The following is an 8,496-nucleotide window of genomic DNA, read 5'->3' as shown; positions in this document are numbered from 1 at the left end:
AGCCGGGTGCTCGCCCGCGCCGTCAAGAAGCACCTTGAATCCCGCGTCATGCTCAACGGCCACAAGACCGTGGTGTTCGGCTAGATCCCCGGATCAGGGCTTTTCCGCGAAATAATCTTCCAGATTGGCGACGACGCGATCCGCCATGGCGCGGCGCGTCTCCAGCGTGGCGCTGCCCATATGCGGCTGCAGCACGACATTGTCGAGCTTGAACAGGGCTTCCGGCACGTTTGGCTCATCGGCGAACACATCAAGCCCGGCGCGGCCAAGTTCGCCCGATTGCAGGAGTTCCACCAGCGCCGCCTCGTCGACCACCGTGCCCCGCGCCACATTGACGAAGGTTCCATCCGGTCCCAGCGCCTGCAGGACTTCGCGGGAAATGACACCCCGTGTTGCCTCGCCGCCCGGCAGGATGGCGATGAGCGCCGCACTGTCGCGGGCGAGATCAACGAGATTGTCGTAATAGGTGTAGGGCGCGTCGGGCTTCCTGCTGCGGGTGTGGTAGGCAACGTCGCAGCCGAACGCCAGAAGCTTCTGGGCGATGACGCTGCCGATACGCCCGAGCCCGACAAGGCCGACCCGCTTGCCTTCGATGCCCGAGGCCAGCGGGGCGCTTTCGCCCCTGGCCCAGCGCCCCTCGCGCACGAAACGGTCGTTCTTCACCAGATCGCGGGTTGCGGCCAAGAGCAGCAACAGCGCCATGTTGGCCGTGTCTTCATTCAGCACATCGGGCGTATTGGCGACCCTTATTCCCCTTGAATTGGCATAGGCGACATCCAGCGAATCGGTTCCGACGCCGAAGGACGAAATGATTTCCACCTGCGGCAAAAGATCGATCATATCGGCGGTGATCCCGGTGAATGTGCTGGTCACGGCAGCGCGAAAACGCCCGGCATTCTCCTGCAGGAATTTCAGCGCATCCTTTTCCGCATAGAGTTTCTCCACCGCATATCTTTTCTCAAGCTCTGCCAGCAGATAGGGCATGAGGGGACCGAGCACGAGAACCGGTTGTTTTGTCATGAATGGATATCCTTCGGAAAACATCGAGGCAGGAACACGATCATAGCCAAATCACCGGGCATATGCCAAACCCCAATAAGAATTTACCTGTAAAGAAATTCATCGTATATGACTTTTCTGGCAACGTCAGACAATTCTCGTGCTTGTCGTGTCAACCTTGCTATTGTCAAAAACCAAAAACAGAAACCTCCGGACGGAACCATGCCCAAGACCGTTGAAATTGCCGATTTGAAGCGAATTGCCCAGCGCCGCGTGCCGAAGATGTTTTTCGATTATGCGGATTCCGGCGCCTGGACGGAAAGCACCTACCGCGCCAACGAGGAGGATTTCCGCAAGATCCAGCTGCGCCAGCGCGTTGCCGTCGACATGAGCGACCGGACGCTGGCAAGCACCATGGCGGGCCAGGCGGTCTCCATGCCGGTTGCCCTTGCCCCGACCGGCCTGACCGGCATGCAGCATGCGGACGGCGAAATGCTGGCGGCGCAGGCCGCCGAGGAATTCGGCGTGCCCTTTACCCTGTCGACCATGAGCATCTGCTCCATCGAGGACGTCGCCTCGGTGACGAAGAAGCCATTCTGGTTCCAGCTCTACGTCATGCGCGACCGGGAATTCATCTACAACCTGATCGACCGCGCCAAGGCGGCCAAGTGTTCGGCTCTGGTGCTGACGCTCGATCTGCAGATTCTCGGCCAGCGCCACAAGGATGTGCGCAACGGGCTGTCCGCCCCGCCGAAATTCACCGCCAAGCATATCTGGCAGATGGCCACCCGCCCGCAATGGTGCCTCGGCATGCTCAAGACCGAGCGCCGCACGTTCCGCAACATCGTCGGCCATGCCAAGGGTGTCGGCGACCTCTCTTCGCTCGGCACATGGACGGATGAACAGTTCGACCCGCGCCTGTCCTGGAACGACGTCGCCTGGATCAAGGAACGCTGGGGCGGCAAGCTCATCCTCAAGGGCATTCTCGATGTCGAGGATGCGCGCATGGCCGTCTCGACCGGTGCCGACGCCATCATCGTGTCGAATCACGGCGGCCGCCAGCTGGACGGCGCCCCCTCCTCGATCTCGGCGCTTGCCGATATCGTCGATGCGGTCGGCGACAAGATCGAAGTTCTGTTCGATGGCGGCATCCGTTCGGGTCAGGATGTGTTGAAAGCGCTCGCCATCGGCGCCAGGGGCACCTTCATCGGCCGCGCCTTCCTCTACGGGCTGGGTGCGGGCGGCAAGCAGGGCGTCACCCAGGCGTTGGAGATCATCCGCAACGAGCTCGACGTCACCATGGCGCTGTGCGGCGAGCGCGACGTGAAGAATCTCGACCGCAACAATCTTTACAAGAGCGGCCTCGAAACCAGGCCGCGCGCGGCCGCGCCCAGGAAAAAGCGTGCCTGATACCATCAATGGCCGGTGCAGACCGGCCAGACATTCTTCTTCGGATTTGGAGGATTGGTACGCCCAAGGGGAATCGAACCCCTGTTTGCGCCGTGAGAGGGCGCCGTCCTGACCGCTAGACGATGGGCGCGCAGTCGATTGCGCGGGTATAATCAAGCAAATCGAAAAGTGCAATGACCATTTGCAAGAGAATGGTCATTGCAGCGGTCTGCAAGACTTAATTGGCCGCTTCCGAAATGCGCGCCACGACGCGTTTTGTCGCCACGTCATAGACGAGAATCTGCCGCGTGCCGTTTGCCAGCCGCGTTTCCAGCGACAGCATCGATCCCGACAGATTGTGGGACAGGACGCGCGTGCCGGGATCAAGCGTGATGGCTTCACCCGCCAGCGTATCGCCGATCGGCTGGGCTGGCGCCTCGGAACGGGCCGCCGCCGGCTTGGCCGCGCCGCCCACCGGCTGGTTAATCTTGTAGACAATGGCCGCAAGCACCGCCATAAGACCAATCACCATGATGCCGATGGAAACAGCCAGTAGCCGGATCATCTTGCGGCGCACCCGTTCCATTGCCGGATCGAGCGGCTGCTCTTCCGTTTCCGCTTCAGCATTGATATTGGCCATGTATGGCATTCTCCGAGGTTTCGAAACCAAGCCTCTGTAACGAAGGGACGCGGTCTTTGAAAGAGCTAATTACCGATAGTGAGGCAACGGGCAAGCGGCTTGACGCATGGCTCTCGGCGCAACTGGCACCGGATCTGTCCCGCAACCGCATCCAGGCGCTCATCGGCGACGGACAGGTCAGCGTCGACGGCAAGGTCGTGCGCGAGACCAAACACAAGCTGCGCGAAGGCATCAGCATCACCGTGGAAATCCCCGAACCGGAAGATGCGACGCCCGCAGGCGAAGATATCGCGCTCGACATTCTCTACGAGGATGCCGACCTGATCGTCATCAACAAGCCCGCCGGTCTCGTGGTGCATCCCGGCAACGGCAACTGGACCGGCACGCTGGTCAATGCGCTGATCCACCATTGCGGCGATACGCTGTCCGGCGTTGGCGGCGTCAAACGTCCGGGCATCGTGCACCGCCTCGACAAGGAAACCAGCGGCGTCATGGTCGTGGCCAAGAACGACCTCGCCCATCGCCATCTCAGCGCCCAGTTTGCCGATCACGGCCGCACCGGCGATCTGGAACGCGCCTATCTCGCACTTGTCTGGGGCACGCCTGACCGCAAGACCGGCACCATCGACGCGCCGCTCGGCCGCTCGCACCGCGACCGCACCAAGCAGGCGGTCGTGCACGAGGAGCGCGACGATGCCCGCCATGCGGTGACGCATTTCGACGTGCAGGAACGCTTTGGCGCCAAAGAGGATTCGACGGCCGTCGCCTCGCTGATCGAATGCCGTCTTGAAACCGGACGGACCCATCAGATCCGCGTGCACATGGCCCATATCGGCCACCCTCTGGTGGGCGACGTGGAGTATGGCAGCGCTTACAAGACCAAGGCCAACAAGCTGGCAGAACCCCTGCAGAGCGTGGTCAAGGGCTTTTCACGGCAGGCGCTGCATGCGCAGGTGCTGGCATTCGAACACCCGTCCACCGGCGAGATCATGCGCTTTGAAGCGGATGTGCCGGAGGATATGGCCGTCTTGCTGACCGCATTCCGGACAACTCCGCTTTAGGGATCGCCGCAGAAAAAATCGAAAACACTTGCGGAACTTTATTTCATACCGTACGTTATAGAACGCAGGCGGAAATCCTGACTGTTTTGTTCACGTTTATGTGACAAATTGTTTCGGTTCTTAATGCATCGTGTTTTTGACAAAATGCTACCTATATATGGATAGCACTGGTCCGGTCGTGCCGCGCAATGCGGGCGGCCGGTTGCTGCGAACCCGCCGATAATGGGGGTTCATCTCACAATGAGGAGGGGTGCTCAGTGGCCCAAAATCTTCCAAGTATTGTTGCCGGTGACGGGGGACTGACCCGTTATCTCGAAGAGATTCGCCGTTTTCCCATGCTCGAACCGCAGGAAGAGTACATGCTCGCCAAGCGGTATCTGGAGCATGCCGATCCGAAAGCGGCCCATAGACTCGTGACCAGCCATCTGCGTCTCGTCGCCAAGATTGCCATGGGCTATCGCGGCTACGGCCTGCCGATCGGCGAAGTCATTTCCGAAGGCAATGTCGGCCTGATGCAGGCGGTCAAGCGTTTTGAGCCAGAGCGCGGCTTCCGCTTGGCAACCTATGCCATGTGGTGGATCAAGGCCTCGATCCAGGAATATGTCCTGCGCTCGTGGAGCCTGGTCAAGATGGGCACGACAGCCAACCAGAAGCGCCTGTTCTTCAACCTGCGCAAGGTGAAGAGCAAGATTCAGGCGCTGGACGATGGCGACCTCAACCCGGAACAGGTCAAGGAAATCGCCACCCGCCTCAGCGTATCCGAGGACGAGGTCGTATCGATGAACCGCCGGCTGTCCGGCGATGCGTCGCTCAACGCCCCGATCCGCTCCGCCGACGGCGAAGCCGGCGGTGACTGGCAGGACTGGCTGGTCGATGACCACGACAGCGCCGAAGACATGCTGATCGAGCAGGACGAGCTGGAGAACCGGCGCGAAATGCTCTCCGGCGCGATGTCATCACTCAATGATCGCGAACGGCGCATTTTCCAGGCCCGCCGCCTGGCCGATGACCCGGTAACGCTCGAGGATCTGTCGACGGAGTTCGGCATCAGCCGTGAGCGCGTGCGCCAGATCGAAGTGCGTGCCTTTGAGAAGGTGCAGGATGCCGTGAAGGCCGCGGCCATCAAGCAGCAGAAGGCGCTGGTTTCCACCGGTTCCGACGCGCGCTGACCAGCGCATTGCAGACGAAACAAAAGGCCCCGGTCATCCGGGGCCTTTTGCATTTTCAGCCGCTGCGGCATCCGTCTCATCCGGCGGCATAGCAGACGAAGGCCAGCTTGTTGCCATCGGGATCGCGCACATAGGCACCGTAAAACCCCGCGCCGTAATGCGGTCTTGGCCCCGGCGCACCCTCGTCGCTTCCGCCATTCTGCATCGCCAGCGCATGGAGCCTGTCGACAATCGCGGCATTGTCAAACAGGAAGGCCGTCATACCGCCATTGCCGGCCGTTGCAGCCTTGCCGTCGAAAGGATAGCCGACAAAGAACCGGGGGATGGTCTCATCCGCGCGTTTGCCCCAGGAGACCGACTGGCCGTCGCGCCAGCATTGATCGAGGTCCATTGCCGCCATGAGCGGATCATAGAAACGCAGCGACTTGATCAGGTCATTCGTTCCTATCATCGTGTAACCAATCATCCCGGTCTCCTCCAAACGTTCGTGCCGGCTATGACAATATTGACAAAGATTTCCGGTAAAACCAGCCTGTAGTCAAACGAGTCACCACAGGCAGCTTTCCATGTTCACCTTTGAACCCGCCACCGTAGAAGATTTCGACCGGCTTCTGCAATTGCGCCTCCGCTGCATGCGCGAAAGCCTGGAGCGGATCGGGCGGTTTGACGAGTGGCGCGCCTATGACCGCTTTCGCAACTCATACCGCCCGCATTACACAAGGCTCATCATGCAGCCCCAGGGCGAACTGGCCGGATGCGTGGCGATGGGACCCGCAGACGGAGATCTGCTGCTTGAGCATTTCTACATCGCGCCCGAACAGCAGGGAAAAGGGCTGGGCAGCGCCGTGCTGCGGCAGTTGCTCGCCGAAGCGGATGCAGCCGCATTGCCGATCCGCCTGAGCGTGCTCCAGCAAAGCGATGCCGGGCGCTTTTATGCACGCCACGGCTTCATGCAGACGGGCGAGGACGAATGGGATGTCTACTACGTGCGCGCGCCGCAAGCGGGCGTCGAACAGCACGTCATGACGATCCGGCAGGCAACGGCTGGCGACAAGGACCGGATATGCGAGGTGCTACGGCGTTCAATCGAAGAACTATGCGTTGCGGATCATAAACGCGATGCGCACATTCTCGGTGCCTGGCTTTTCAACAAGACGCCGGAAAGCGTCTTGAAATGGATCAACGACGCCGGACAACACATGCTGATCGCGCTGAATGGCACCACCGTTCTGGGCGTGGGGGCCGCTGCGAATTCCGGTCAGATTCTGCTCAATTATGTCTCTCCCGACGCGCGGTTTCGTGGGGTCAGCAAAGCCATACTGCTTGATCTTGAAAACCACCTCAAGCAACAGGGAAACAGCTTCAGCCGATTAACAAGCACGCGCACTGCACACCGCTTCTACCAAGCCTGCGGCTACACGGACAGCGGTCCCGCAGAAACATCGCGTGCGGTCGGCGGGCAGCCCATGGAAAAGCAGCTGCGATAAACAAAAGGCTCCGTTTTCACGGAGCCTTTTTCATTCATGTGAGCGTGCGGGCAGATCAGCCGCCCGCTTTTGCGGCCCAGGCCTTCAGCACTTCGTCAAAGACCTTTTCCCCCGGCAGGCCTTTTTCCAGCGTCAGCAGCGCGCGGCGTCCGGTCTTGTAGGCAATCGGCACATCGATCCACGACTGGCGGCGCAGCAGCGACATGTTCGTATCGACCGCAGTTTTGGCATCGTTCATCGCGATGATGAAGAAGTTGTCGGCGATTTTCGCCGGGATGCCGACGAGCGGGCTGCCGGGTGCCTGTTCGGTATCCTTCAGCGTCATGCGCGACACGGCATCGATCGATCCGCCCGGAAACTTGTCGGGAACCGTGAAGATCATTTCGACCAAGTGGCTGGCTGGCAGCGTCTTGTCACCGTTGCGGCGGATAACCATGCGCAGCTTGATGCCGCGGTCAGGAATCGTCACCTCGGCGCGGATTGCCGGTTCAGGCGGCAGGTCGTTGCCGGGCGATTCCTGCACGACGGACCAGACGACACCACCCGCATCGGCCGTACCGGCATCCTGGCCGGAGCGCTCCTCATAGAAAAACGCCTTCTGACCGATCGGCAGCGCCGCTGGCGGCGGTGTTGCCTGTCCCGCGGGAGGCGTCTGTTGACCCTGCGCCGGCGGTTGTGTCGCCGGCTGCTGGTCCGGCGTCGATGCGGCAACCGACGTTCCCTCGCCCAGCGACGGCGTGTCATTGGCCGGGCCCGGATTGATTTCCTGTCCGTCCGGCAGGAGCCGCTGTGTCAATTTCGGTTCGGGCTTTGCTTCTCCGGCTGGTGCCGTCGGCGTCGTAGGCTGCGCCGTGGGCGCGGCAGGTTGCGCGGGCTGCTCCGTCTTCGCCGGTGGCGTTGCCGGCGGGTTGGCGGCAGTCTCGGCCGGCTTCGCCGGGGCTTTGTCGCCGCCGCCTGTCAGGCTGGCAAGATAGGTTTTGACCGACGTGGCGCGCGCGGCAATCTGATCCTTGTAGGTCCAGCCCGCATAGGCACCGCCGCCAATGAGGATGAGCAGGCCGAGAAGCCCGAGAAGGGGAACCAGCGAGCGCTTCTGCTTCGGCTGCTTCAGCGGCCCGCGCGAGTAAACGCCGTAATCGCTGGAGCCGCGATCCTCCGGTTTGAATTCCGGCTCATCGTCGAACTCCTCTTCCGGTCCGCGGCCGGACTTCAGATTGCCAGCGGCACCGGAAGAAGATCCGGCCAGCGGGCGTTCGTCCGTCCGTTCATTGCGGAACCCCTCCTCCCGCGGCTCGATCGGCTTGGCACCGCTCGGCGTGTGGGTCGTCAGGAAATCCTCAAGCGCATCGGACTGGGCGATGGGCTTGGTGAAGGATGGCGCGGGGACAACCGGGGGCGGTGCCACGGGTGCCGGCTTTGGCGGCATCAGCGGAGCAGGCTCCGGCTTTGCCACGACCGGTGCCGGGACGACCGGGGGCGGCGGCGCAACGGGTGGAGCCACCGGAACCGGGTCCGGCACATGCATCAGGTCTTCGAGCGCAGGCGCGAAATCCGACTCGACCTCGCTGATTGCGTCTTCCAGCGCCTGCTTCTGGCGAACGGCCACGGCTTCCGGCGCATTCAGCGTCGCAAGCTTTTGCTCAATCGTTGCGCGAGCCTTTGCATACACACGTTGGCGAAGCTCCGGCGTTGGATCCGCGAGCCCGTCAATTGTCTTTCTCAATACTGCAACGAAATCAGCCATTCACCCA

8 protein-coding genes and 1 tRNA gene are annotated in these 8,496 nt (G+C 61.5%); 4 read left to right on the top strand and 5 right to left on the bottom strand.

The window, feature by feature from the left end:
* Positions 1–93: 93 nt before the first annotated feature.
* Positions 94–1,020 carry a 2-hydroxyacid dehydrogenase gene (locus tag ACTJJ7_RS08665; protein ID WP_440966570.1) on the bottom strand — a complete coding sequence of 309 codons (927 nt, stop codon included), beginning with the start codon at positions 1,018–1,020 and terminating at the stop codon, positions 94–96.
* A 201-nt stretch (positions 1,021–1,221) separates the two neighbouring features.
* On the opposite strand from ACTJJ7_RS08665, the gene ACTJJ7_RS08660 reads away from it, so the two are divergent.
* A complete protein-coding gene (locus ACTJJ7_RS08660) occupies positions 1,222–2,409 on the top strand; it encodes an alpha-hydroxy acid oxidase (protein WP_440966568.1) in 1,188 nt (395 codons plus the stop codon).
* Between the two features lie 55 nt (positions 2,410–2,464).
* Here ACTJJ7_RS08660 and ACTJJ7_RS08655 read toward each other — a convergent pair.
* Positions 2,465–2,539 (bottom strand) — tRNA-Glu (locus ACTJJ7_RS08655).
* 87 nt (positions 2,540–2,626) lie between these two features.
* The gene (locus ACTJJ7_RS08650) at positions 2,627–3,028 is read right to left on the bottom strand and encodes a fimbrial protein (protein WP_105734466.1); all 402 of its coding nucleotides are present in this window, start codon (positions 3,026–3,028) and stop codon (positions 2,627–2,629) included.
* A gap of 2 nt (positions 3,029–3,030) precedes the next feature.
* Between ACTJJ7_RS08650 and ACTJJ7_RS08645 the strand changes: the two genes are divergently transcribed.
* Both ACTJJ7_RS08645 and rpoH read left to right on the top strand, forming a co-directional pair.
* A complete protein-coding gene (locus tag ACTJJ7_RS08645) occupies positions 3,031–4,089 on the top strand; it encodes an RluA family pseudouridine synthase (RefSeq protein ID WP_199538059.1) in 1,059 nt (352 codons plus the stop codon).
* A gap of 257 nt (positions 4,090–4,346) precedes the next feature.
* Entirely contained in the window at positions 4,347–5,258 is a 912-nt protein-coding gene (gene rpoH / locus ACTJJ7_RS08640; RefSeq protein ID WP_105734465.1) for an RNA polymerase sigma factor RpoH, read from the top strand.
* 76 nt (positions 5,259–5,334) lie between these two features.
* Here the strand turns inward: rpoH and ACTJJ7_RS08635 are convergent, their stop codons facing one another.
* On the bottom strand, positions 5,335–5,724 hold the full coding sequence (locus ACTJJ7_RS08635; RefSeq protein WP_130270960.1) for a VOC family protein: 390 nt from the start codon (positions 5,722–5,724) through the stop codon (positions 5,335–5,337).
* A gap of 100 nt (positions 5,725–5,824) precedes the next feature.
* On the opposite strand from ACTJJ7_RS08635, the gene ACTJJ7_RS08630 reads away from it, so the two are divergent.
* On the top strand, positions 5,825–6,745 hold the full coding sequence (locus tag ACTJJ7_RS08630) for a GNAT family N-acetyltransferase (protein ID WP_440966565.1): 921 nt from the start codon (positions 5,825–5,827) through the stop codon (positions 6,743–6,745).
* A gap of 55 nt (positions 6,746–6,800) precedes the next feature.
* On the opposite strand, the gene ACTJJ7_RS08625 is transcribed toward ACTJJ7_RS08630, so the two are convergent.
* Positions 6,801–8,489, bottom strand: coding sequence for a hypothetical protein (locus ACTJJ7_RS08625; RefSeq protein WP_440966563.1), 1,689 nt, complete (start codon positions 8,487–8,489; stop codon positions 6,801–6,803).
* Positions 8,490–8,496 lie beyond the last annotated feature (7 nt).

Origin of the sequence: Phyllobacterium sp. 22229 (genome assembly GCF_052056495.1) — a bacterium.
Classification (GTDB): Bacteria; Pseudomonadota; Alphaproteobacteria; order Rhizobiales; family Rhizobiaceae; genus Phyllobacterium; species Phyllobacterium myrsinacearum.
Note: the sequence above shows the minus strand (reverse complement) of the source record. Positions and strands in the feature narration are given on the sequence as shown.